Below are 23,719 nucleotides of genomic sequence, written 5' to 3'. Positions count from 1 at the left end.
TTATTACTTGCGGCGCCGGTGTTGCCTTGCATCCATCTCTTCGTGGAAAAAGGGACCTAAGGTATTCAAAAAGAGTCTCTGTCAATTTCCTAGACACTCCTAGGACTCACCATTTCTTCCTAGAGCCCAATTTCCCGTGGCATCGTCCTTGCTCCCCAATTTTGGATGGAAAAACTCAAGCCATTTAAAAAGATCGCCCTCCTTCTTTGCGCCAACTTGGCCCTGTCTTCAATTGCAGCGGCCTCGGCCCAAGTCATTTCGGATTCGGCAGTGACGAATCTGAGTTGTCAAAATCTGAGCAAGGCCTCGGTCATGAATGCTGTCGATCTGACTAAGTTTACAGAGAAAAATCATATTCAACGCAGCAACTGGAACACCCAATCGGGGCCCTACACTATCGCAAATTGCTGGGGTCTTTCACGCGCTCAACGAATCATCTTCTATCTTGCTCGCTTCGGAGTCGCCCCCGAAAATCCTCAAGAAAGCTCAAAGCAGATTCTAGATCTCCTGCGGGATGAGCATATGGATATTTCCAAAGATGGACGCTCCATCGAAAAAGCTCCTTTAAACAATTGGTTTGTATTTGAAATCAATCATCCCACCCTTCGTGAGGAATTTCTAACAGGACGCACTGACCAAAATAACATGTGGTACTTACTGGATAACGGTTACACTTTATATCCAAGCCATGGGAACAAAGTGCTGCGCAACCTTAGATCTGAGATTGAGGCTTATCAAAAAAATCGTTTCTATGACTCTAAAAACCTGGGAATGGCCTTATCAGATGAGACTGATAACAAAAAAAGAAATGAATACCTCGCAAAAAAATTAATGTCGGACATTACATTCCGTCGCATGCCTTTGATCAATTTAAAGGCGGCATTAACCATCCAGCACGTTGTCTTAGTCAAGGGCTTCAAAATGGACAGCCAAAAAAATATCGAATTCTACGTTTATGATTCGATAGTTCCCAAAGAAAACAACAAGGTGCTCTACAATGCACAGACCGGAGTATTCACGGCCCCTGGCGTTTTTAAAGATCTTTTGCCAGCCAATCCAGCAAAGGAACTTACAGTCACCGCCGTTGACGACGCGGATATGAGCAAAATCGAGGATGCTCTTCTGGCTTACTACACTAAAAAATGTAAGCAGTAGCAGAGACCGCATCGAAATCACTGTTTCGATGCGAGGGCTTTTTCAATTTTATCCATGCGCAACTTGAGTTCATTATTTTCTTTTTTAATCGCTTCAATGGTTTTTTTCAGCTGATTGTTTTCAAAATTCAGAGATGCAATACCTCGCGTATTTCGCCCAATCTTTGAAGCCCAATCAGACATTTGCATTTCACTGGCCTTGCAAATTCCATAGAGGTCTTTGGTCGATTGAATCAAAGGCGACACCAAAGCCGCATAATCCACCATCTTGTATCCAGTGTCTGAGTTTTCGATAACTGTCGTCGGAAACTCTCTTTCAACCTCCTGAGCCTACATGACCTCGCGTTTTTATGATGGCTAACTCGGGTATATTTTCCTCCCACCTTTAAAAAAGAGCTAATTATGAGAGCAAAAGAGGTTCTTTATTTACGCTGTTGCTCTGTAATTAATAAGCAACATTGCCAGCACATCGTGTTGCCAATACAAATATCTTGCCACCCTCTTTGGTTCCTAGATAGACAAGATGCTTCGACAATTGACCAACACCTTCCTGAACGCGAAAAAACACATGAATTTAGCGGAATTCCTGACGAACGAATTCGAAAAACGAAAAAACAGAAATATAAGATACAGTCTTAGGGCCTTCGCCAAAAGTCTCAACATCGACGCCGGTGCGCTCTTGCGCATTATGAACAACAAAAGAAATGCAACACCGTCGACAGCCCTTATTCTGCTAAAAAATCTAAATGCCAGCCAAGTCATTCAAAATGAAATTCTTATGGAATTGAATTCCCGGAATGCTTCATCAAAAAAATCAAAAAAAATGGAGATGAATACTTTCTTCAACCACGAGTTTGAGAAGTACTTTGACATTTTGCATATCCATACGATGGAAGCCTTGAACTTGAAACAGTTCCAAAGTGTGGAGCAGACATCTGCCCTTGCTGAAGCTCTCGGTGTTTCCTTAAGTCGAACTAATGAGGCCATTAATCAGCTCATCGACTTAGGGGCCGTCCGTATTAAAAACGGCCAGTACGATGTACTATACAAATCCTTTTCAACTGTTCCCATTGGTTTTACCAGCGACAAAAGAAAACGTCTGCAGAAGGAATTCCTTAAAAAAGCAATAGATGCCATTGATGACATTCCATTTGAACTTAGAGATCACAGCACTCTAACGATTCCCATTTCAAGGAAGGACCTGGCAGCAATTAAGTTAATTCTGAAAAATGCCCGGCTTCGAATTAACAGCCTTTCAGAAAAGCGATCCAAACGAGATCAGCTCTACAATTTAAGTTTAGCCCTTTACCCGGTGGTACTATGAAAAAAGAAATCTTAGCCTTACTTTTCTGGCTCATACTTCCTCACACTTCGTTTGCCTTAAATAGCGGAACTGAAACAAACGGTGGTGATGGCTTCGTGGCTGATTTCTTGCGCGTTGCCGATAGCACATTCCGTGAGCTAGAATCCAAACCACTGTCTGATACTGAACGAGTTCAACTTCAAAAGCTAAAAAATCAAAGATGGAACCTGGATGTTGTCTCAAGTCCCTCTGTCTCTTTAAACGGTAAAGACCTGAGTGCGATTAACAACCCTTCGTTTTCGCCTCCGAAAATCACAATTTCTCAGAAATATTGGAACAAGTTTTCTGACGAGCAAAAAGCCCAACTTGTTCTGCACGAGATGCTTCCAATTGTTGGCTATCCAGATCAAGACTACAAGCTATCTGGGGCTCTAATGATAAAGCTTCTGCAAAGCACTCAGGATCTTTCGACTATTTATGACCTGGTCGAAACGTGCTCATATCTGCAGATTGATAGATTCGACATATATTCTTTGAAAAATGCGAAACACCTGAATCACCTTATTCATTCAGCAGCTGTTAAAGGATGCCAGCCGTTTATTAAAAAAGCGATTGAAGCAGGGTGGAATGTCGACTATTGCTGGAAAGGGCAAACGGCCTATCAGAATCTAAAGAGATCAGCTTATACTTTTGACGATAAGTTCTTTATTAATTTGTCCACTTTGGATTTTTTAGTATCACTTGGGGCAAATCCTGAAAAAGTGTGCTTATAACGAAACGTGAGCGTCTTCAGGGATCATGAGAAGGACCCCCGCGAGCATCCTCACCGGGGTCCTTGTCTTACTTACAGAAAGACAAAATTAAATCTAACCGATCAACTTCAGAGCCAACTGCGTGCTTTGGTTCGCCTGCGCCAAAGTGGATGTGCCAGCTTGAAGCAAGATATTATTGCGGGTCATCTCAGAAGATGCCTGAGCAACATCTGTATCACGAATACGGCTGTGCGCCGCAGACATATTCTCAACAGCAACACCTAAGTTATCCACTGTCGATGTTAATCTGTTTTGAAGAGCTCCCAAATTTGCGCGTGTTCCACTTACATGAGTTTGCGCATCATCGAGCATTTTCAAAGCCTCTTGCGATCCTTCCTTCGAGGAAAAATCGATGCCTGTGATTCCAAGTGCATCCAACGTCCCCATATTTTCACTAGCTTTGAAAGTGATACGATCTTCTTCTGCGTTGTTGCGAATCCCCACCTGAAAGTCAAAATCCGGCGTTGAACCATCAAGCAACTTAGTCGTTCCCCACGTCGTCACACTAGCAATACGCTGGACCTCAGACTTCAGCTGAGTGACCTCTTTGTTCAACATTCCACGCTCTGTCCCGCTAACAGTGTCAGAGGCACCTTGGATAGCCAGCTCTCTCAAACGAACAACGATGTTACCGATTTCATTCAGTCCACCCTCTGCAGTTTGAACCATCGAAATACCATCGTTCGCATTTCTCTGCGCCATTGATGCGGACCTAATCTGCGCCTTGAAGCTTTCAGAAATTGCCAACCCAGCAGCATCATCTGCTGCCTTGTTGATTCGGCTTCCCGAAGACAATTTCGCCATTGAGTCATTGATGGCTCTTTGGGAACCAACCAAGTTTCTTTGCGCGTTCAATGCCGATACGTTTGTTGATACTCTCATTCCCATTTTAAATTCCTCCGTTAATATTTATTTTTCATTTTCAATTTCCCTCCTTGAGTTGTTTTATAGCTTTGCGAATACCTACATTCGCCAGCCCAGGTACCGACATCCGAGTCGGTGCTTAATTTGCAAATGACCTATTCTGTTTATCTAAACAGTGAACAATCTGTTGTTCATATCATGTCGTCCTTGAAGTCCCCCTTTTTGAAAAGTGAGTATTTCTTATGAGAATTGATCGGAATATTAGCTATGGAGGTGACGAGACGTCAGGCGTGTTTATGAGTATATTTTGATAATGCTTTAACAAAGCTTATTAAAGACAGATCAAAGACCTGTTCAATACAGACTTTTGGCAGGATAGTTCAAGCAGAGAGTTCTGCAGTAATTTGGTGGACCTAAAATTGGGCGAGAGTCCTTATTAAGTCTATCGATAACGAGAAAAGATCTCCTCAAGACGACCTGAGTTTTTCATTTGCTCAATGGCAGCATTTAGACGTTCAACACTTAAAGTTGAACCTTTGCGAACCCAGCAGCGAATCACATTCTCTGAAAGGACCAACGCGGAAGAATGAATTTTCGAGTTTGGGTGATTCTTAAGATAGTAGCGCAACTGAACATGGCCGATGACTCCATAGTTGATGCGCTTTTTTGAAAGCATATTCAGCAGAGCTTCTTCTGACTTGACCTCATCCCTGAAGATATCGCCTTTCTTGATGCTATCCTCGAAGATACCAGGATATCGATAGCGGAGAACGGTGCCCACTGTAGCGCCATGAAGATCTTGAATACTTTTTACCGGTCCATTCGACGATGCAAGCTGATCAATAATAACGAAAAGTGGAACCGACCATTTGAACTTGTCATTCCCCTCTCCGGCCCACTCTTTAGTGGTGTAGCAATTCAGATCAATTTCATCTTTTTCAAATTGCTCACGAATTCTAAACTTTGGCAAAACCCGGATCTCAAAACTCTCACCCAAAATATTCGCAAGTTCTTTGAGATAGTCTGTGGTCAGACCTTGAGGATTACTTTCCTTGTTGGGTGCATCCAATAGGAAAGGAGCGGCCATGTTGGAACCAATCACGGTCACCAGCTTCTTTTTTTCCGCAGCCAGAGTTTGCAACGAGATTAAGCTTATTAGCACCAGGACAATTTTCATAAGGTCTCCGGTTTCTTCTCAAATGCCCTGAAGATGTCGGTCATAATGCGAACACCTACAATTATATCCTGCTCGGTGCGCTGGGAGCTACCAGAAATATCCGAATCCATCGCACGATAGAAATAGGCAAAATGATAGCGAACCTTGTTGTTGTTGATTCTGTAGTGTTCCCAGATAAGGCCCGCATCGTGATATCTGTTAGTTGCATCAGGACTGCCACCAAGCACCTCTTGTGATTCATACAGGCGCAACTGCAAAGTCGTGGTCTCTTGCAGCTTGTACTGCAGACCTAGGACAAGAGATGAAATACTGTCATCGTACACAGCAGTTAAATTTTTAGATTTAAATCGATCCTGCAAAAGGTCCGCTTGAATCATCCATTGATCAAAGGTGAATTGACCACCCAACGCCAGATATAATGCTTCATTGGTTCCTTGACCGGGATTTGAGTAGTGCACGGACATCAGAGTTTGTACGGCCGGGCCCAACAATGCCGAATTGTTGTAAACGAGACCAACGATACTGCGGTCTTGATCAAAGGTCCCATTATCCAAAGAATCTCCGGCATCGACAGCGAAGGACTCATTTCGTCCGACGGCGGTATTATTATTGGCAATGTGAAAGGCCAAATATTGGTTGGGCGGCAACCAAGTTAATTTTGCACCGGTGTAGTACACGTTCACATCTGCGCCAGTAAGATGGACTCCATTGTTAAGATAGGAAGTTCCTCCGTTGGCTTCAGACAGAAAGTAAATCTCTGGCCCTGAAAGCGCACCTTCATAACCACCCACTTCACTTAAGAATTTGCCGACGGTGACAGTGAATGCCGGCGCCGTCTTTACGGTGACATAAGCGAGGTCCAAGCCAAGGTTGGTAGAGTCACGCTTCGTAACATTACCTTGGTTTCTTCCCGAGAGCCTCCAACGAACTCGGTATGAGATATCTTCAAAAAGAGTGTCTGAAAGATTGAGACGCGCGGTCTGCAAATAAAACTTATAGTAATCTCGTCTGCCATCGGCCTCTGCTGCAGAATTGTAATCAGTCCCGCGACCATCAAGTCGCAAATCCAATACCATTTTTTGTGAGAAGGCTTCCTCCGAGCAGATTACTACACAGAAAAAGAGTACCAAGGTTTTCACGACCGCAATTTTATATCCCACAAGCAATCCCTCTACATGTTGAACAACATCGATCTTTTACAGGTTCTTAACTAAAAATCAGAGTTAAAAAATAACAATGTTTATATATTTGTAATTGTTTACAGCTGGATTCATTGAAACTGTTCATTCTGGTGGTGGCAATGACTATCTAGGGGCTCTTCATTCTGAATTGAAGCGCGTTTGAAAACTTCTTCCTGCTGAGAGCGCTCTGAAATCCGTACTAATGTTCTAAGTGGAGTCCAACTTCCTCGGCAATTTTGGCAGCAATAAATTTGAATTCTTTGTGGCTCGACGAAAGGGAAACGCCCCGCTTTCTGCACGTTGATTTTATGGTCGCGGAAAACATTTAGACAAAAAACAGTTTAGCATCGTGATTCAGCGAAGTTAGAAAGTTCTGCAACTTCAAGTTAGGAACTTTTAGACAGGATAGTTTTAATTCGCGCATCACTTCGATTTTTTTTGATAACAACTTACTCTCCCTGTCCGATGACCTTAATCGTTTTAGCTGTCAAATTGCTTCAACCTGAAACGATGCAGAACAACTTCACAGCTATGGCATCGGGCTTGCTCTGATACTCAGATATATTGGGGGATCAATGAAAATTAGTCTTATCTCGTACGTTACTGTTATGTTGTCTTTATTTGCGACCAATGTGGCTTCCGCAGCAAGCACCAGTTGCTCGCGAGGAATCTCTGTTGTTGCTCCGGAATTTGCTCGAATCAACGATCGCGGTTCTCTGGAAATCCTGAATATCCCATCCAGTGTTCGTTGCCTGAGCGACAGTTTATCCAACCACAAAGTCTCTGTTACAGTTTTCGTGTCCAATGGATCCTCTGTTGTGCAAAGAAACGCTGAGGTCCTTGTAAGACAGATTAATGACACAGGTGGATCCGTTTACAACTCCCTGGATGCCGTTGTGGATATTGCAGACATAGCTGGCAGTGGAAAAGTTTGGTTTAATATCTCTATTGATGGGCGCGTCTATGAATATGTCAGCCAAAGTAGGGCGGCCGCTTTTGATTTCAGCAAACTGGGTGTCGTAATTGACTTTAACGGCTGGTTGGTCAGAGTCCAGTACCTGGTCTTTGGTTCTTCAAAAACTGCAACTCGCAGATAAGACCTCTTTGAAGGCGAAGCTAGAGCTTAAATTTGATTAATTGAATTTTGGTGACTTCGCCTTCCTTCACAAAACCCACATAGCCATGAGCTTCTTTCTTAAGTCCTGCAAGGTGCATGCAATAAAAAGACTCTTGAGGATTGCGGCGAGCTGGAAGGACTGGTGACGCCTCAGTGCAGTCACTCAAAGAAGAAAAGGGAATTCCCTGATCTAAGAATTCTATTAACTTCGATTTTTCTGAAGAGACCAGCTTAGAAGACAAATACTCATCCGCGCAGGCGAGCAGCTTAGGCTCTGATTTTTTCGCGGCACAGGCGCGAAAGCTCTTCCAGGTTTTCTGAGCTTCATCCAATGAAGGAACTGATCCTGCAAAGGCTATAGCGAAGGACATCAAAAAAGAAATCATCACTTCACTCCCCCCGTGTACTTGCCTTTACCGAAATATTTAAAAAACAGAAAACCCACGCCACCGGACATCGCCGCCTGAGCCGTATCCATGACGTCTTTCGTTGTCATGGGTGAAGCCTTTTCGATTTGCGAAGTCCCCGTACCAAGACAAAGTGGATGCATCAGCAAGGGGGCAAAATCTTTGTATTGCTTCTTAAATTCATCACAGACATTGTCCACGGCGGGACACTTCATGCCCCACTTATTTGTCACATCACTAATTGCTTTAAATACTTCCTCAGAAGCATAACTATTGCAGTTGATCGTTTCATCCATCGTCGGAACAAAGTAGTCTGCCATATCAAATTGGCGGTTCTTGACGAAGCGACCGTTCTTACAAGCGACAATCGGCGGCTTTCCATCAAAAAGATCTCGCCAGAAATGAAGCCCCTGATAGTTGGCACAAAGATCTGCATAAGACTTCACTTGGGTCTTTTGCAGCCCCCAAGTGGCTTGTTCTTGCATGACTCCAACTTCCAACGCCTTCTTCACTTTAGCTGCCGGTAACTGCGCATCCTTTCCCACAATATCCCAATAAAGTGATCCATGAGAAAAAAAGTGATCAATCTTATCCAGGCCAACATAGAATTCACGATCTTTTACTTTCACTTTGTAGGATGGTGAAAAGTAAAGCCGTGTATAAGGCTTTCCTGCACGATATGGAACGTCTTCATGATTCCGAGGTCCCGCTATCGGAACATTCACTTCCATAGCCCGGTAAATTCTTGGAAGATTGCGATCCAGATCGTCTTCAATAAATTTTAAAAACTTTTCGCGATCACAAGATGGCTTCGCCGCTGATGAAAAATCCTCCAGCGCATAATCCAAAACCATATTTACGACTTTATTGATCTCTGCATTGACGACGGGGGCCTTGCCCTCGTGCCGAGCTGAAAAATTATCTGGCTCACCAGCCAGGACATTTAACGATAGAAGAAAAGTAAACAACATCACCATCACTTCCATTATCCAATGACATTGCGGATTTGCAAAGATAATCCTAGCCTCTGTGACGAAGAAACCAGACCTCCCCTCTCAGACAGATTCCGCTTTGTCCTTAGATCACCCTAAACAAAAGGCCTTCTGTCCAACTATTATTGGCTCCCCGCCAGTTCGTATTGATTCCCTCCTTTTTCAAGCCTACTCAAGACAGCACTAAACAAAAGGAGATCCAAAATGAAAAACTTATTTATCCTGTTGATCGTTGCTTTGAGCGCATCCATTTCTTCTGCAAAAACGTACTCCCCAGACATGTCTTGGGAAGAACTTAATGCCGATACCCACTTAAAAATCGAGCCCCCTGTGGTTTTCATGGGTCACGCGATTGCTTACACTTTTGTATGTAAAGATGGTGAGATGCTAAGAACCATGAAACCTTTGAAACAAACCAAAACGGTCTATATTGGAAAAAACCAATCTAAAGAAATCGTCCTTGGTTACAAATATCTTTATACGCCGATCCACTATACTCGCACTGTTTCTGATTGCACTTATATCGGCCGCAATCGTGAAGTCTGCAAAGATAAAGTCATCTCTGGTACTTACCCAATGACTGTGAATATTGATGTCGCTCTTTGGGGACCACGCAATGACAGTGAAAAATTCTTGTTCAAAAAACCATACACTGTTCCTAACTGCCAAGTGAATCCACAGCCAAACTAAGGATTGCAACGCAAGCCTTAGCGACCTGCAGTAAGGCTCACTCCACGAGCCTCATCGTTGCACGAAGATCATTTGCTTTCAAAATTCTGTCGCACTAAGGATGGTGATATCCAACAAGGTGGCAAATGGAAGCAAACACTTCAGAGCTTCAAGATCAGGTTCGACAGGATATCGATGTTTTCGTGGGTCGCTATAAAGACCCACGAAAAGCATTGAATATGCTTTCTTCCCGCTCAAACATTCACACCAAAACACTCAAGCGCCTCTTGGATAAAACCCACAGACCGGGATATCAAACTTTGTACAAGCTGTACTCGAGCTTACTCGAAACCACTGATCTAAGCTCTTTGGTACGCAACGCCCCCCCCGCGATCAGAGATAAGCTGCAGAAATCAGACCCTCAGCTTAAAACCTCACCATTGCATAAGTACAATCTCGATATTGAAAAGGAGATTCTGAAAGACTCTTGTTTTGCCGAGCTCTATGTCTTAGCAGAAACACAACCTTTCGATTTACGCTTTGTAAAACACCGCTTCGGCGTTTACGGCGAAGAGATCCTGCATAAGATGTTGCAAATGAACGTGCTGCGACAACTTGGCAATGGACAGTACGGGCTGGGTGAAAACCGCGCGCCGTTCTCGGCCAAGTCCATCAAATCTGTGGGAATCAGATTAACGGAAAGGTACTCCAAGCCGTCACGAACAGATGAAAACTACGCCAACTATATGGGGCTTTTCTTTGAATCGGTGAATGAATTAACTTACAGAAAATGGATTGAAATTGAAGAGCGCGCTTTCCGCGAACGGATCGAACTTCTGCAAGATCCCTCGTCGCGAGGTACTCTTCCGGTATTTATGTTTAGTGTGATTGATACTCTTCGGGAGCCTTCATCATGAAAAAAATGATCATCGCTGTCATTCTTATTTCACTGATGGGTTCGAGGCAGTTGTTCGCCAGCGGAGGAGGAACTGCCGGGGGATCCGGAAGTTCCAGCTCGCAAAACAAGAAATGATATTTTTTGGTGTGCGGAAAATTATTTGCAGCTAAGTTGCGTGCTATAGTCTTCCACAGTCAACGTTGCAGTTGCACCGTCGACCTCAAGGTCGCTGCCCAAATCTGTAGAAGAGAACTGTTTCAGGTCACCGCTTGCTGTAAAAAGATAGCCCATGAAATTTTCAGTTTCTTCAGTGGCTTTGTTATCAACAGACCAAGCTACGATAGCCGGTTCATTTTTTTCTGCCGACACTTCAACTTGAACTTTAAAGTCCGCATTTTCACAAACCAAAGACTTCAAAGAAGCCGCATTCGCAGACATAGACAAAGTCATCATACCCATAATAATAAAGGATTTCACAAAGGCCTCCGGATTTAAAAATTAAACTTTCGGAAGCCGTTATAGCACTGAAATGAATTCTCTTGGAATTTCTCTCTCTCTCATGAAAAAGAGACCTGAATGATAAAAATCTGGACAGTGTGGCGAGCACAAAGAAGGTGTGGCTCGCCAATATAGCCACTATCTGCCATCAACTTTTAAAACCTCTTTCACATATTCCGTCAGCTCTTTGGAGTAGTAGCTTTCCGCCGTGGGATCAAAAATATAGTAAGTAATGACTTCGGCAAAGGACTCGTGAGAATTGGTCATGCCATAAACAGTTGGGAAGCCATAGGTGCGACCTCTTTCACGATCTTGAGCATAAGCCAGGGCACTCTGTTTGTTTTTAACCAAGGCCAGAATAGCGCTAAAGTCGGCCTTCACTTGATTATAGTCCACGCCATGAATCACGAACTCTTTCCCATTCCACTCCCAGCCTGCGGCCTTTTTGAATCCATCCTCAGTAGAGATATGATTCAAAGCTATATCGTAAACATGCACGAGCTCATGAAAAACGTTGAGCTGCTTACGCTCCACTTTCGCATAGGGATCCACAAACGGAGTTCCGTTAAAGAAGGCGTCGGTAAAGCCAATGACATGAGTGACGGGATTGACCCACAAAATAGCCTTTTCCGCAGTTCTATGAAACTCCACCCGTCTTTGCGCCATATTGTTGCTCCAGCTGGAGGTGTAGCCCACGCGGTGGAGTTTGGTGATACCTTTTTCCTGGATAGTCTGAAGCAGGAACTTCAACCGAGGATCGTTGATATTTTGAAGATAACGGCTCACGATCTCTTTGTCGGCGGCACTCCAGGGCTTGAATTCCACGGCCTCACAGAAACTGTGATGGGGGAACTTATCCTGGCAGGTGAAGCTGTCTTCGAAGGTCATGACATCCAAGGCGCTATTGATCTCTTTGGCAGAAGCCGTGAGGCCCACCAGAAGGCTGACGAGTGTAAAAAGAATGGTCAGTTTTGCTTTCACGAGAGCCTCCAAGATTGAATACAACTTACTCAGCAACCCCCGTGCCGCCGGGACATGCTCATTAACAAATTTGAACTCACCTGAAGCCTCCAAGTCATATTTTCAGAGTCCCTTGAGCTGCCAGAAGCCTCGTGGTATTCCCCTTCCACTTTGATCTAAAGCTTCAATTAGGAGAATCTATGAAATCAGTAATCTTCGCTCTTGTTCTTTCTGCCAGCCCTGCTTTTGCCGCTTACGGCGTTGATAGCAGCTACAATGACGACTACCAAGTTGACTTCATTTCTTGGTGTGACCAAAACAATGTCATGGGTCAAACGACCGAGGGCCAGGTTTATGTTCGCGAAAACTGTTCTGAAAAAAACATGAAATGCTTGGCGATCAAATCGGGTCGTTTCAACCACGTCCTTTACACGGCAACTTGCCAACCGAAGTAATCGGGATATGATTAAGGCACTGCTAGTTTGATTTACTGGCAGTGCTAAATGAGGTGGTTTTGTTTAAAGTCTGTTCTACAGCAATTCTAACTTTCCTCATCGGCATGAGTGCCAAGGCAGCTCCGATCAAGACTGCTATTGGTGAAAACATGTCGCCCCCTTGGTATTTCGCCGATAAAAAAAATGAAGATGGCATTATTCCTGATTACCTTCACGCTATCGAAAAAAAATTAAATCAAAAAATTGAAATTCTGATCCTTCCCAAATTTAGAATTCGCGAATATTACGAAAAAGACCTCATTGATTTTAACTGCTACACCACCCCAACTTGGGCGGGAACTTCTTCTGAAAAGTTCCAATGGTCGCATGCTCTTTTCGTCGTCAACAATATGATCGTCTCAAACACCGGTCCGGTAAAATCTTTGAAAGCCATTGAGGGCGCCAGAGTCGGCACAGTACTCAGATACAATTATCCCACCGTACAAAGTAAGTTTGATTCCAAAGAGTTGATTCGCGATGATGCGACCAATGAAGAAGCCAATTTATTAAAACTTGAAAGTGATCGCTACCAATATGCCTTGGTCGACAATCATCATCTTGCCTATTACCTTCGCAATCATCCGAAATCCAAAATCAATCGCGCTGGTTTTGTTGTCGAAGAAATCGCCGTGCGCTGCTGGGTGCGCAAAGGTTCTGAATTGAAATTGAAAGACCTCAACAAAGCCATCGATCAAATCAAGAGCGACGGCACTTTGGATAAGATCTTTCAAAAGTATCGCTAAAGAACCAGAGCGCGGAATTGCGCTCTAGCCCTAATCCACAAGTAACTTTCGAACTACTCACGAACTCCAAAAGTCGTTAAATCTGCTGCAAAGATTTTCGTCCAATTGACAGATGAGCCCACCTGCACTGGAGAAGATCTTTTTACCGAAGAGTTGTCCCCCAAGACTCCTTGGACATAGTTTCCCCATGACCAAAGCGTGCCATTTGATTTGAGTGCGTAGCTGCTTGCGTTTCCTGCTGCAATCACGGACCAATTCGTGCCCGAACCGATCTGAACTGGTGATGATCGGGTCAGAACCGTTCCATCACCCAATTGACCATCAGAGTTGTACCCCCAAGTCCACAAAGTCCCGTCTGATTTCAAACCAACCGTAAAAGAACTCCCCTGTTTCACACTCGCCCAATTTGTATCCAAGCCAATCTGAACTGGAGATGATTTACTGACTAACGTTCCATCGCCTAAACTGCCACCAAAGTTATAACCCCAACCCCACAAAGTTCCATTGTTCTTGATGGCATGGCAGAAGGCGCCCGTGCGACTCACACTTATTTTACTCCACGTCGTATCAGTACCCACTTGAACAGGGGTGATCTTAGCCGCTATGGACCCACTCGCAAGTTGTCCATTACCGTTGGCGCCCCAACTCCACAGGGTTCCATCGGTTTTAAGGCCGATGGAGAAGCTTGCGGAGGCGCCGGCGTTGCCAGCGCTGCTTGCAATCTTAGCCCAATTCGTTGCTGTTCCAATTTGCACAGGACTTGAATAAACAATTCCCACTCCTGCGTAATCATTCGTTCCTGCCGCCCAAAGGGTTCCGTTGGTTTTCAACATCGCCATCGCATAATATGATCCTGTTGCAGATTGCCAATCAGTATCGGTCCCAACTTGAACAGGTGAGCTGCGGGGAGTGGTTCCACCATGTCCCAGCTGTCCATAAGTGTTAACTCCCCACGTCCATAATGTTCCAGTGGTTTTTATCGCCATGCCTTGGGATTTAGCAGCGAAGACTTTGTTCCAATCGCTTAAGGCCCCGATTTGGACAGGGCTGAATCTGTTGTTACTGGTAGCGTTGTCGCCAAGACATCCCAAACTTCCGTTGCCCCAGGCATACGCGGTATTATTCGAGCGAACGGCCAAAACAAAATGATCTCCCACCGCGATATCGGTCCACGTCGTGCCAGTACCAATCTGTTTCGGCACAACCTCGTTATACCCTAGCTGGTAGTTTAAGTTGCCTCCCCACCCCCAAAGACTGCCATCACTGCGGACGCCATGTGAATGGTTCTGCCCTACGGCGTTCGAAATCCAATTTGTCCAAGTCCCTACCTGAACCGGAGAACTCGTGTTGGTTCCCGACATGTTTCCGTGTTGCCCATAGGCATTGGCGCCCCAAACCCACAAACTTCCGTCTGCTTTCTGCGCCATACTGAAAGAGGTCCCTGCCCAAATTTTTGACCATGTTGTCAACGAGCCCACTTGCACCGGTGAACTGCGATGCGCAGTATCTCCCAGCCCCAAGGCTCCACTAACATTATGTCCCCATGCCCAAAGGCTTCCATTGCTTTGCAGTGCCAAGGCATACTCGGCCCCGCAAGAGATTGCAGACCACGATGATAAAGTTCCAATCTGTACTGGAGAAGAGCGTGTCCCAGTCGCAATGCCAATACCCAACTGTCCAGCGGTCGCCGTTCCCCAACTCCACAGTGTATTGTTAGATTTCAATGCCAAGCTGAAGGTGCCGTATGTGGACACCGTCGACCAGTTCAAATCAGATCCCAGCTGAATGGGACTGGATTGTGAAACCACCGTTCCATCACCCAGCTCTCCATTCAAATTATATCCCCAGACCCACAATGAGCCGTCTGTCTTCACCGCCAGCGAATGGGAGCCGCTGGCTGCAATTTTACTCCAGTTTGTATCTGTTCCGACCCGAACAGGTGAACTTCTATTTGTGATATTCCCATGCCCCAATTGACCATTCGAGTTGTAGCCCCATGACCACAGACCACCATCCGTTTTGATAGCCAAAGCATGAAAGGCACCCGGAGTGACAGCCCCCCAGTCAGTGAGCGCCCCGATCTGCACCGGTGAATACTGATTCGTAGCACCTCCGGTGCCAAGATTGCCGAAGTCATTTTTACCCCATGACCAAATGGTTCCATCCGACTTGATCCCATAGGACGCATTTGTGTTCGATGCCACTTTTAACCAGCCACTTCCTTGAAGCTGCATCGGGCTGGAGTAGTCCCGATCATATCCGAGGTAACCATAGGTGTTTATTCCCCACGAATAAATGGTTCCATCCGTGAGACGACCTACTGCAAAGCCAGCCCCACCGACTCCGACCTTGCTCCAAGTCGTAAGACTGCCTACCTGAATTGGAGAAGACCGCGCTCCATACACCCCGATCCCAAGCTGCCCAAAGCTATTGGAGCCCCAAGACCACAAAGTGCCATTGTTCTTAATTGCAAAGCTCGCAGACGCACTTCCAGTAAAAACATTATTCCAATCCGTTGCAGTCCCGATTTGTACCGGACTTGATGCATCAACTACATCCGAAGTCCCTAACTGACCGACGGAATTTGCCCCCCACGCCCACAAGGTGCCATCCGTTCTGATTGCTAAGGTATGATAAAGACTGGCAGAAATTTTCGCCCAGGTGGTTAAGTTTCCTATTTGAACAGGAATGAAGGCCGTGCCCGTTGTAAGTCCCTGCCCCGTTTCACCACTGGTGTGACTTCCCCAACTCCACAAAGTTCCGTCAGACTTACGAGCCACCGTAAACGTATCCGCTGAACAAACCTGCGCCCACTGAGTCCCGGAATCAACCTGAACCGGTTGTTGAAAGGAAATTCCAAGCTCCATGCCTGATTGAACTCCCCAACCCCAAAGACTTCCATCGGTCTTAACAGCCATTCCACCGAAGGCGGTTGACGTTGCCGAAGTCCATAAACTTCCTCCACCAACTTGGATCGGAGTTGAAGCAACTGCAAATCCACTCTGTCCCATATGACAGTACGTATTGATTCCCCATCCCCAGATCGAGCCATCGCCATACAAAGCCAGAACGTGATTTGGTTGAGGAGAAACGTCGGACCAGTTTAAAGCTGTCGAAACCAACACCGGAGCACTCTTGGTGATATTCGTCCCATCACCAATCTGATAATTGCCTGAATAGCCCCAGCCATAAAATCCAATGACAGATCTTTTCTTTTTCCAAAAACCAGGTGCAGCAAAGCCCGCCCAGGCTTTGGAATAATTAAAATAGGCGCTGCCCGACACAGCCATGACTTGAATCAGAAAGGTTCTTCTGGATTTGTTCATATCTACACCTCAACCAGTTCAGACTTTCCGGAAGCTGCCAGTGCCTCCAACAAAGGTTTCATCTGACTTGTGCAATCTGACCATTCTTTGAAGGTCGTTTGTTTAAACAATGTGACATCGGGATACCAAGCGGACTTTTCACCGGGAGAAGCCCAAATATAATAGTGATTGATCGGAGTATAAACCCAGGTCTTTTTCCCGAGTGCTGCCGCCAAATGGGCGATCGACGTGCAACTTGAAATCACCAAATCCAAACAAGAAATTGCCGCTGCCGTATCTTCCCAGGTTTTCAATTCTGCTGAAAGATCTTTGACCGGTGAACCAGGATCCAACTCCTCGACTCCGGAATCCCTTTGCAGGGAATAGAATTCAAAATTGGGATTGCCGAAAAATGTTTTGAACTCCGTGAATGGAACGGAACGATAAAGATCTCTTTCGTAAAGAGGATTTCCCTGCCAGCGCAGTCCGATTTTAATTTTCTTATTTGGCGGGATCATAGTGCGCCATTTACTCAAATATTCTGGTGAGGCTTGTAAGTAGGCCCCCGACGGAATTTCATGCAAATCCAAATCTAGAATTTGTGGCATGTCCATCGCTGGAGCCCAGTAATCAAACTCCATGTTTGAAAGATCTTTTCTATTTCCGGCCCACGCCATATCACGTGCGTTTGATAGAATCCCCTCAAGCTTCTGCCCTGTGACCATCATAGGAATAGCCCCACGTTCCTTAAGAACTTGAGCAAAACGAGCATTGATGATTTCATCACCAGCACCGCCCTCACCAATGATGGCAACTCTTTTACCTTGAATATTCGTATGCTTTTCCAAGACAGGCTTAACTAGGTTGTTCGAGTAAGCTCCCCAGATGCGCAACTTCCGTCCAATGCGCAAGCATTCCATGCCTTCCTTAAACTTTCCTTTACGAATCAAATGCCAGCCTAAATTGAATCTGACGATCTCTTGTTCCGTGTGCCCGGCGGGTAGTGATTGTTGCGCCTTAAGAAGCATTTCATAAGCTTCGTCAAATCTTCCTTGCGAACACACATACACAGCCATATCGATAATTGCCGAAGGCCACTGAGGGTTCGCAGCCAGCACAGGAAGCATTGCTTGTTCTGCCAGATCAGGTCGGCCGCTCGCATTTTGACAGCGCGCCAAATTGTATGACGCATTTACATTACCCGGAATCAACTTGAGCGTTCGCTCTGCGACTTCCTGCGCTTCGTGATAAAACTTCCCATGATAAAGCACCATGGCCTGATAATCCATCAGGGCCGGATTATCCTGTGGTCCGTGGGCAAGCACTCGCTCTAGCAAAGATTTCGCTAACTGATAATCCTCTACGCGAAGTAACCACTCAATGGTGGCTTGAAATTCTGTGGGTAGATCCTGAATCCGTGGAAGTGGTTTCATAATACAAATCCTTGACGCTGAAGATGTTCAATTTGCTGAGGTTTTAAAAGTAACAAGTCCACACCCGTTCCTCGCTCCATGAGCACTTTGGTGGCACTAAGAAGATTTTCGATAGAGACAAAATCCAACAACCGATTCGGTTCGCGATCCAGGTCCTCAACAATTTGGAATGGAAAATACCCTGATTTTTCAATAAAGGCGAAAATCTCAAAAACTGAATCGCCGGCAGCGCTAATATGGCGCGGAGAATATTCTATCATGATGGCTGGTTGATAGTGCTGAATGATTTTCTTAAATCCCTCCAGAATTTTACACTCACTGCCTTGAGCATCAATTTTAATCAAATCCATTCTTTTTAAATTTTCCTGATTCCAAAAATAAGAGTCGCCAGTCACCACGTCCACCCTAACTTTTGAACGAGGATCCAGCAAATTCGTAGGATCCAAAATGTGATCGCCGAAATTTGCCCCTGACAATGATAGCTGACCAGGACCGTTGTAATTTGAAAGTGCCTTCTCAGCACAGATCACATTTGAAAAATCATTCTTTTTGGTGTTTTCTTCAAGCAATCGAAAATTTGCAACATCGGGCTCGAACGCAATAACTTGACCTTCAGACAAGTAACTCGCCATGGAAATCGTATGCCAACCGATGTTGGCACCGACATCAACAAAAACTCCCCCAGCAGATAAGATTTTGCGAAAGACATAAAGATCATTATATGAATAGAAACCTTTTTCCCGAATGATCTCAGACAGAATCTCTTTTTCTGGATGCAGATTCAGATAAAAACTTTCACCGGGAAAAATCTCAAATTTTTGCATTCGCCAATCCGATCCTTTCGGGCTTTTAAATAACTTACTTATGTCTTTACCGCTACAATGGTGGCTGAAGCACAAATCGTGATCCAGGTTTGATCGCTTCCGATTTGAATGGGCGATGATTTATTTGCACTCGTACCGTCCGCTAGTTGACCACTCGAATTATTTCCCCAAGCCCACAGGGTTCCGTTGGTTTGAATAGCTAGGCAGTTGAAACTTCGTGAAGAAATCTTTGACCATGTACTAAGTGACCCGATTTGAATCGGAGATGACTTACTTGTGATAGTCCCATCACCCAACTGACCATAAGTATTCTGCCCCCAAGCCCATAGGGTTCCATTTGTCTTCAGTGCTAAAACAGAACTCGCTCCTGCTTCGACTTTTGCCCAATCAGTTAATAGGCCGATCTGAACAGGACTGATTCGATTGACATTTGTACCATCACCAACCTGTCCCACAGCACCACTCCCCCAGCCCCATAAGCTGCCATCAGTTTTGACAGCATGGCAAAAGTCAGCCGCTACGGATAAATTCGACCAGTTTGTCAATGTTCCGACTTGAACTGGTGAGTTTGAATTCACCACTGTTCCATTACCAAGCTGGCCAGCTCCGTTGTAGCCCCATGTCCATAACGTTCCATCGGTCTTGATAGCACCCGCAGGAACAGCTGTTCCACGTCCAATAGCGATGTCTGCCCAATTAGACAGGGTCCCAAGTTGAACGGGCGTGGAATAGGCAATACCAAGTTGTCCTACATCATTCATTCCCCATGCTAATCCGGCTCCTGTGGAGGTGGTTCCAGTTGAAAATCCAACGCCTGCTGAAATATTTGTCCAGTTGGTGGCGCTCCCAACTTGTACTGGTGAGCTCCTCGAAACGGTGCTGCCGTCTCCTAATCCACCAGCATAATTGTTATATCCCCAGGACCACAGAGTTCCATCCGTCTTGATCGCCAGACCATGGATACTCCCAATCGAAACTTTTGCCCAATTTGTTAGAGATCCAACTTGAACAGGTGACGACTTCGCAGCGACTGTACCGTCACCCAATTCACCGTTCGAATTAGAGCCCCAAGCCCACAAGCTGCCATTTGTTTTAACTGCCAAGACCGCATTGCCGACTGATAACTTCGACCAATCTGTCGCAGCTCCCACTTGACGAGGAATAAGGTCAAAGCCTAACTTAGAATCTGAGTTATCTCCCCATCCCCACAGGGTTCCGTCGGTTTTAATCGCAAGGACTCCTCGTGCAGAATTAGATGCCTGTGCCCAGTTGGTCGCAGTCCCTACTTGAATCGGGGAAGATTTGTTAACGTTCGTGCCATCCGCCAATGTTCCATAAGTGTTTCCGCCCCAGGCCCACAAAGTTCCATCCGTCTTGATAGCTACCATGTTGCTATTTTCTCCGACGGAAACACGGGTCCAAGTGGTCAATGTCCCGACTTGAGTTGGAGAAGACTTGTTAACATTGGTCCCATCGCCCAAACCACCTAAAGTATTCGATCCCCAAGCCCACAAGGTTCCATTTGATTTAATTGCAGCACTCACCGATTTTGAAGCACTCACTTTGGACCAATTGGTAAGTGTTCCCACTTGAATCGGCGACGACTTAGAAGCCGTTGTCCCATCACCCAACTGTCCTGAAGGACTCGCCCCCCAGGCCCAAAGAGTTCCATCCGTTTTGACGGCCAGAGTATGCAAATTTCCACCGGCCACCTGAGACCAATTTGTTAAGGTTCCAATCTGAATAGGTGAAGACGTAGTAACCGATGTCCCATCACCCAACTGCCCTGAAAGATTAGAACCCCAGGTCCACAAAGTACCATCTGATTTTATGGCGAGACTGTGAGAATCGCCGGCGTAAATTTTGGACCAATTAGTTAACAATCCTACTTGAGTCGGAGAAGATTTATTGGCGACAGTTCCATCACCCAATTGCCCGTTGGAATTCAACCCCCAAACCCACAAACTTCCATCAGTCTTTAATGCCAGATTGAAAGCCCCACCGGCTGAAACATCGAGCCAATTCGACAAAGCGCCAATCTGGACAGGCATATAGCGCACAGTCAGTGTGCCATCACCCAATTGTCCGCTGGCATTATAACCCCAACCCCATAGAGTTCCGTCAGACTTGATCGCCAAGGTTGAACTTGAGCCCGCAGCAACTTTCGACCAAATATTTGAAGATCCCACTTGTATGGGGCTTGAATACCACTGTGGAACTCCTAGCTCTCCATAAGTAGTATTGCCTGCTCCCCAGGACCACAATGTGCCATTTGTTCGAATACCCACCGTCGCCGCGGCAGAGCCGCCTACTGTGGACCAATCCACAAAAGATCCAATTTGAATCGGCGAAGAGATACTTACAACGGATGCATTCCCGATTTGGCCATAGGTGTTTGCACCCCAGCCCCATAAGGTCCCATCAGTTTTAACAGCCAAACTGTGAGAAGTTCCCGCGGAAATCTTTGACCATGTCGTTAAGGTCCCCACCTGATTTGGGGTTCTCATGGTACCTGTGGTTCCCATACCCAATTGCCCGGAAACGTTATTTCCCCATGTCCACAAGGTTCCATCCGCCTTCAACGCCAAGCAATGAGTATCAGCCGCGTAGACATCTGACCAATTGGTCGCGCCCCCTACTTGTCGGGGCTTATAGAAATCCGAAATGCCCCCATCGCCTAACTGGCCATAGCCATTCGATCCCCAACTCCAAAGTGTCCCGTCCGTCTTAATGGCGATGCAATAACTAAGACCAGCAGAAATCTTTGACCAAGTGGCAGCCGTGTCGACTAATGACGGAACGCTATTTTGAATTCCCAACTGAGCATAAATATTTGCTCCCCAAACCCACACAGTCCCATCCGTCTTTAGCCCCATCGTAGAGTAACGACTTGCTGCAATCTTTGACCATGTTGTCAACGCCCCAATCTGAACAGGAGACGAGACGCTAATAACTGTGCCATTGCCTAACTGATAGTGATCATTGTTTCCCCAACCCCACAATGTTCCATCGGACTTAATAGCTATATGGTACGCAGACAATCCCGCGGAAATCTTCGTCCAATTGGAGGTTGACGCGATCTGAACTAAGGACGAAACACCGACAACAGCGCTTCCATTTCCCAGCGCTCCGTTTGAATTATCTCCCGCCGAAAATATCCCGGCACTTTTCTTCTTACGCCAGAAGCCAGGCGCCGCAAAAAAACCCCAGGCTTTTGAGTAATTAAAAAAAGTGCTGCCAGAAACAGCCATCACTTTAACTAAAAAAGTACGTCGCGATTTATCTATCATAGTACGGGTTCCTCTCATTCAAGGCCTCATGAACTTCCGCAAAAACTGCCTGCCAACTTCCAATAGTTTTTTGCCGGAAGATCCGCACGGAATTATACCAACCAGAAGTCGATCCAGGTTGCGCCCAAGGATAATAAGGCATGATTGGCACAAGAACCCAGGTCTCTTTCCCCAACGCTGCACTGGCATGAGCCACGCTGGTGCACGAGGTGATAACCAAATCCAATTGATTCAAAAGCCCTAAAGTATCTTCCCAACTTTGCATCGGCAGATCAGTTTCTTCTTTCTGCAGGTTCACCCAGGGACGTCCATTCAGAGTCTGAATTAAGCTCTCTGGCGAAAACCGACGAAGACTGTCCTGCTCAAAATTGGAATTGCCGTAAAATCTCAAACCCAACTTAAGGTCCTCAGAGCGAAATTTTGTCGAAACAATCTGTTGCCATTTTCTATCGTATTCACGGTCCACCGAAAGATAAGTACTACCGCGTAGACTTTCATAAGTCGTGTTCAAGACACTTCCAGCGCTCATTGCTGGAACCCAATAATCATGAAAGACATCAGGCGCAGCACGATGTGCTACAACAGAAGCCACGCCTGGCACCCGTGCAAAAACACTCATCAACGAGGGATCACAAGTGACTGTGACTTGGGCCCCTTTTTCTGCAAAGTTTTGCGCAAAACGAATATTAAGGATTTCATCGCCCAAACCACCCTCGCCACAGAGCAAAAGATTTTTACCACGTAGGTCTTCATTGCGATAAATTGGTTTGGTTGTTGGTAACGGCTGATCGCCGAAAACTTTTTCCCAGCGCCCATTGTCAAGACAGCGAAGTCCCGCCAAGAGATCCCCACGATTCATCTCGTACCATCCGCGGTTGAAGGCCGCCTTTCGACATAAAGGAGCCACGGACTTCAATTCTTCGGCAATCTGCCATCCGCGCTGAAAGTCCCCGCGCAACCCGGCTGCCACCTGTTCATTCAAAAGGTCCGCGTGCTTTTGATTTAAAATCATTAAGCTCCCTCGACACTTTTAATTGCAACAAGCTCCATTTCGATGAACTCACAAATATTGCGCTCGCTATGCATCCGCACACGAAGGTCATTTTCAGAAATCTGCCCCGTACGAACCGCTTCTTCAAATTGCGATCCGATTATAAACCTCACCGGCCCCATGGCGAAATTCACTCCCCACATCATACCCAAACAAGAATCCGACTCCCCTTGGGCTATTTGATTTAGGTTGTTTGAAACAGAGAGCAAACTAAGAAACTGTGGCCCCAAGGGGTGGACACACTGCGGATTCATGGTGAATTTGTCGTGATGAGGATGAACGACCTTGATGGACACCTTGGCCTGTGGAGCACAAACCCGATAGAGTTCTTTGATAATAAAAAAGAGATCTTTCTTGCTTTCACCCATTTGTTCTAGCGAGAAATCGAAAACCACTTCATCGACGGAAGAGTCCGCCCATGGCCAATTTGCGCCTGCCAGGTCTATGCACTCGTCAGGCTCGCAACCATCAAAAGAGTCGACATTAATAAAGTCTTTTTTCTTTTTAAATCCACAACCTAAGTTAAGCTTCAACATACGTCCCTGTA

The 23,719-nt window shown here is 45.7% G+C and carries 22 protein-coding genes; 8 read left to right on the top strand and 14 right to left on the bottom strand.

Features of this window, described 5'->3' with window-relative positions:
• Positions 1–165: 165 nt before the first annotated feature.
• Entirely contained in the window at positions 166–1,155 is a 990-nt protein-coding gene (locus NWE73_RS05495; protein WP_277577276.1) for a hypothetical protein, read from the top strand.
• A gap of 17 nt (positions 1,156–1,172) precedes the next feature.
• Here the strand turns inward: NWE73_RS05495 and NWE73_RS05490 are convergent, their stop codons facing one another.
• On the bottom strand, positions 1,173–1,421 hold the full coding sequence (locus NWE73_RS05490) for a hypothetical protein (RefSeq protein ID WP_277577275.1): 249 nt from the start codon (positions 1,419–1,421) through the stop codon (positions 1,173–1,175).
• A 256-nt stretch (positions 1,422–1,677) separates the two neighbouring features.
• Here NWE73_RS05490 and NWE73_RS05485 point away from each other — a divergent pair, with 256 nt between their 5' ends.
• Complete coding sequence (locus tag NWE73_RS05485; RefSeq protein WP_277577274.1) at positions 1,678–2,478, top strand: TIGR02147 family protein; 801 nt, start codon at positions 1,678–1,680, stop codon at positions 2,476–2,478.
• Positions 2,475–3,230 (top strand): hypothetical protein, encoded by a 756-nt coding sequence (locus tag NWE73_RS05480; protein ID WP_277577273.1) that lies wholly within the window; start codon positions 2,475–2,477, stop codon positions 3,228–3,230. Before NWE73_RS05485 ends, NWE73_RS05480 begins: the two co-directional genes overlap by 4 nt.
• A gap of 93 nt (positions 3,231–3,323) precedes the next feature.
• On the opposite strand, the gene NWE73_RS05475 is transcribed toward NWE73_RS05480, so the two are convergent.
• From NWE73_RS05475 to NWE73_RS05465, 3 genes are all read right to left on the bottom strand, one after another.
• Positions 3,324–4,157: a flagellin N-terminal helical domain-containing protein gene (locus tag NWE73_RS05475; RefSeq protein ID WP_277577272.1), complete on the bottom strand. Its 834-nt coding sequence runs from the start codon at positions 4,155–4,157 to the stop codon at positions 3,324–3,326.
• Positions 4,158–4,575: 418 nt separating this feature from the next.
• Positions 4,576–5,310 (bottom strand): substrate-binding periplasmic protein, encoded by a 735-nt coding sequence (locus tag NWE73_RS05470; protein WP_277577271.1) that lies wholly within the window; start codon positions 5,308–5,310, stop codon positions 4,576–4,578.
• The gene (locus NWE73_RS05465) at positions 5,307–6,470 is read right to left on the bottom strand and encodes a porin (protein ID WP_277577270.1); all 1,164 of its coding nucleotides are present in this window, start codon (positions 6,468–6,470) and stop codon (positions 5,307–5,309) included. Before NWE73_RS05465 ends, NWE73_RS05470 begins: the two co-directional genes overlap by 4 nt.
• Before the next feature lie 596 nt (positions 6,471–7,066).
• Here NWE73_RS05465 and NWE73_RS05460 point away from each other — a divergent pair.
• The gene (locus NWE73_RS05460; protein ID WP_277577269.1) at positions 7,067–7,588 is read left to right on the top strand and encodes a hypothetical protein; all 522 of its coding nucleotides are present in this window, start codon (positions 7,067–7,069) and stop codon (positions 7,586–7,588) included.
• A 19-nt stretch (positions 7,589–7,607) separates the two neighbouring features.
• Here NWE73_RS05460 and NWE73_RS05455 read toward each other — a convergent pair whose 3' ends face one another.
• Together NWE73_RS05455 and NWE73_RS05450 are read right to left on the bottom strand one after the other, a co-directional pair.
• Positions 7,608–7,994: a hypothetical protein gene (locus NWE73_RS05455; protein ID WP_277577286.1), complete on the bottom strand. Its 387-nt coding sequence runs from the start codon at positions 7,992–7,994 to the stop codon at positions 7,608–7,610.
• Positions 7,994–8,986, bottom strand: a complete 993-nt coding sequence (locus tag NWE73_RS05450) for a hypothetical protein (RefSeq protein WP_277577268.1) — start codon at positions 8,984–8,986, stop codon at positions 7,994–7,996. The genes NWE73_RS05455 and NWE73_RS05450 overlap by 1 nt, the downstream gene beginning before the upstream one ends.
• A gap of 225 nt (positions 8,987–9,211) precedes the next feature.
• Here NWE73_RS05450 and NWE73_RS05445 point away from each other — a divergent pair, with 225 nt between their 5' ends.
• Both NWE73_RS05445 and NWE73_RS05440 read left to right on the top strand, forming a co-directional pair.
• Entirely contained in the window at positions 9,212–9,697 is a 486-nt protein-coding gene (locus NWE73_RS05445) for a hypothetical protein (RefSeq protein WP_277577267.1), read from the top strand.
• Between the two features lie 125 nt (positions 9,698–9,822).
• A complete protein-coding gene (locus tag NWE73_RS05440; protein WP_277577266.1) occupies positions 9,823–10,593 on the top strand; it encodes a hypothetical protein in 771 nt (256 codons plus the stop codon).
• 137 nt (positions 10,594–10,730) lie between these two features.
• On the opposite strand, the gene NWE73_RS05435 is transcribed toward NWE73_RS05440, so the two are convergent.
• Complete coding sequence (locus NWE73_RS05435) at positions 10,731–11,051, bottom strand: hypothetical protein (RefSeq protein WP_277577265.1); 321 nt, start codon at positions 11,049–11,051, stop codon at positions 10,731–10,733.
• Between the two features lie 159 nt (positions 11,052–11,210).
• Positions 11,211–12,053, bottom strand: a complete 843-nt coding sequence (locus NWE73_RS05430; protein WP_277577264.1) for a hypothetical protein — start codon at positions 12,051–12,053, stop codon at positions 11,211–11,213.
• A 179-nt stretch (positions 12,054–12,232) separates the two neighbouring features.
• Here NWE73_RS05430 and NWE73_RS05425 point away from each other — a divergent pair, with 179 nt between their 5' ends.
• Together NWE73_RS05425 and NWE73_RS05420 are read left to right on the top strand one after the other, a co-directional pair.
• Positions 12,233–12,487, top strand: coding sequence for a hypothetical protein (locus NWE73_RS05425; protein WP_277577263.1), 255 nt, complete (start codon positions 12,233–12,235; stop codon positions 12,485–12,487).
• Positions 12,488–12,546: 59 nt separating this feature from the next.
• Positions 12,547–13,269, top strand: a complete 723-nt coding sequence (locus tag NWE73_RS05420) for a substrate-binding periplasmic protein (protein ID WP_277577262.1) — start codon at positions 12,547–12,549, stop codon at positions 13,267–13,269.
• 53 nt (positions 13,270–13,322) lie between these two features.
• Here the strand turns inward: NWE73_RS05420 and NWE73_RS05415 are convergent, their stop codons facing one another.
• Genes NWE73_RS05415 through NWE73_RS05390 form a run of 6 tightly spaced genes read right to left on the bottom strand, consistent with a single transcriptional unit; the run spans position 13,323 to position 23,708 of the window.
• Positions 13,323–16,595, bottom strand: coding sequence for an RCC1 domain-containing protein (locus tag NWE73_RS05415; RefSeq protein WP_277577261.1), 3,273 nt, complete (start codon positions 16,593–16,595; stop codon positions 13,323–13,325).
• Positions 16,596–16,597: 2 nt separating this feature from the next.
• Positions 16,598–18,007: a tetratricopeptide repeat protein gene (locus NWE73_RS05410; RefSeq protein WP_277577260.1), complete on the bottom strand. Its 1,410-nt coding sequence runs from the start codon at positions 18,005–18,007 to the stop codon at positions 16,598–16,600.
• Entirely contained in the window at positions 18,004–18,831 is an 828-nt protein-coding gene (locus NWE73_RS05405) for an FkbM family methyltransferase (protein ID WP_277577259.1), read from the bottom strand. The genes NWE73_RS05410 and NWE73_RS05405 overlap by 4 nt, the downstream gene beginning before the upstream one ends.
• A gap of 38 nt (positions 18,832–18,869) precedes the next feature.
• On the bottom strand, positions 18,870–22,139 hold the full coding sequence (locus NWE73_RS05400) for an RCC1 domain-containing protein (RefSeq protein ID WP_277577258.1): 3,270 nt from the start codon (positions 22,137–22,139) through the stop codon (positions 18,870–18,872).
• Positions 22,111–23,133, bottom strand: coding sequence for a glycosyltransferase family protein (locus NWE73_RS05395; RefSeq protein WP_277577257.1), 1,023 nt, complete (start codon positions 23,131–23,133; stop codon positions 22,111–22,113). The genes NWE73_RS05400 and NWE73_RS05395 overlap by 29 nt, the downstream gene beginning before the upstream one ends.
• Positions 23,133–23,708, bottom strand: coding sequence for a class I SAM-dependent methyltransferase (locus NWE73_RS05390; protein WP_277577256.1), 576 nt, complete (start codon positions 23,706–23,708; stop codon positions 23,133–23,135). Before NWE73_RS05390 ends, NWE73_RS05395 begins: the two co-directional genes overlap by 1 nt.
• Positions 23,709–23,719: the final 11 nt, after the last annotated feature.

Origin of the sequence: Bdellovibrio svalbardensis, assembly GCF_029531655.1 — a bacterium.
Taxonomy (GTDB): Bacteria; Bdellovibrionota; Bdellovibrionia; order Bdellovibrionales; family Bdellovibrionaceae; genus Bdellovibrio; species Bdellovibrio svalbardensis.
This window is presented reverse-complemented; position numbering and strand designations above follow the sequence as displayed.

Coding starts and splice junctions, on each gene's coding strand:
- NWE73_RS05390 (WP_277577256.1), bottom strand. CDS start 23,708: ATGTTGAAGCTTAACTTAGGTTGTGGATTTAAAAAGAAAAAAGACTTT.
- NWE73_RS05490 (WP_277577275.1), bottom strand. CDS start 1,421: ATGGTGGATTATGCGGCTTTGGTGTCGCCTTTGATTCAATCGACCAAA.
- NWE73_RS05400 (WP_277577258.1), bottom strand. CDS start 22,139: ATGAGAGGAACCCGTACTATGATAGATAAATCGCGACGTACTTTTTTA.
- NWE73_RS05480 (WP_277577273.1), top strand. CDS start 2,475: ATGAAAAAAGAAATCTTAGCCTTACTTTTCTGGCTCATACTTCCTCAC.
- NWE73_RS05440 (WP_277577266.1), top strand. CDS start 9,823: ATGGAAGCAAACACTTCAGAGCTTCAAGATCAGGTTCGACAGGATATC.
- NWE73_RS05410 (WP_277577260.1), bottom strand. CDS start 18,007: ATGAAACCACTTCCACGGATTCAGGATCTACCCACAGAATTTCAAGCC.
- NWE73_RS05455 (WP_277577286.1), bottom strand. CDS start 7,994: ATGATTTCTTTTTTGATGTCCTTCGCTATAGCCTTTGCAGGATCAGTT.
- NWE73_RS05405 (WP_277577259.1), bottom strand. CDS start 18,831: ATGCAAAAATTTGAGATTTTTCCCGGTGAAAGTTTTTATCTGAATCTG.
- NWE73_RS05415 (WP_277577261.1), bottom strand. CDS start 16,595: ATGAACAAATCCAGAAGAACCTTTCTGATTCAAGTCATGGCTGTGTCG.
- NWE73_RS05460 (WP_277577269.1), top strand. CDS start 7,067: ATGAAAATTAGTCTTATCTCGTACGTTACTGTTATGTTGTCTTTATTT.
- NWE73_RS05495 (WP_277577276.1), top strand. CDS start 166: ATGGAAAAACTCAAGCCATTTAAAAAGATCGCCCTCCTTCTTTGCGCC.
- NWE73_RS05470 (WP_277577271.1), bottom strand. CDS start 5,310: ATGAAAATTGTCCTGGTGCTAATAAGCTTAATCTCGTTGCAAACTCTG.
- NWE73_RS05450 (WP_277577268.1), bottom strand. CDS start 8,986: ATGTTGTTTACTTTTCTTCTATCGTTAAATGTCCTGGCTGGTGAGCCA.
- NWE73_RS05475 (WP_277577272.1), bottom strand. CDS start 4,157: ATGGGAATGAGAGTATCAACAAACGTATCGGCATTGAACGCGCAAAGA.
- NWE73_RS05395 (WP_277577257.1), bottom strand. CDS start 23,133: ATGATTTTAAATCAAAAGCACGCGGACCTTTTGAATGAACAGGTGGCA.
- NWE73_RS05425 (WP_277577263.1), top strand. CDS start 12,233: ATGAAATCAGTAATCTTCGCTCTTGTTCTTTCTGCCAGCCCTGCTTTT.
- NWE73_RS05445 (WP_277577267.1), top strand. CDS start 9,212: ATGAAAAACTTATTTATCCTGTTGATCGTTGCTTTGAGCGCATCCATT.
- NWE73_RS05485 (WP_277577274.1), top strand. CDS start 1,678: ATGCTTCGACAATTGACCAACACCTTCCTGAACGCGAAAAAACACATG.